General features: G+C 59.4%; 1 protein-coding gene. It reads left to right on the top strand.

Annotated features, from left to right (window positions below):
* Positions 1-396 (top strand): ABC transporter permease (locus AC1DKR_RS21105; RefSeq protein ID WP_478035094.1); only part of this gene is annotated, 396 nt, incomplete at its 5' end.
* Positions 397-511: the final 115 nt, after the last annotated feature.

Here is a 511-nt window from a genome sequence, read left to right as displayed (position 1 = left end):
GCCATGAACCGCTGGCTGTTCGGCGTCCCTTTCAAGGGCAGCGCATTGACCCTGGCCTTCGGCGGGTTGCTCTACGTGCTGGCGACCACCAGCATGGGCCTGTTGATTTCGGCGTTCACCCGAACCCAGATCGCCGCCATTCTCGGCACCATGATCATCACCAGCCTGCCGACCATCCAGTTTTCCGGKCTGATCGTGCCRCGGTCGTCCCTTGATGGCGCSGCSGCRGTCATGGGSATGCTGTTTCCGGCAGGCTATTTTCTCGATATCGCTGTCGGCACCTTYACCAAGGCGCTGGATATCCGGCAGTTGTGGCCRCAATGCCTGGCGCTGTTCGGGTTCTTTCTCGGGTTCACCGGGCTCAGCCTGGCCATGCTGAAAAAGCAGGAGGTCTGATGCATAAGCTCGCGCACATCCTGCGTCTTGGCCTCAAGGAACTCACCAGCCTGCGACATGACAGTGTGTTGCTGCTGTTCCTGTTTTACGCCTTTACAGTGGCGATCTACATGCC

The sequence above is a fragment of the Stenotrophomonas sp. 01N47 genome (assembly GCF_056399165.1).
This window is presented reverse-complemented; position numbering and strand designations above follow the sequence as displayed.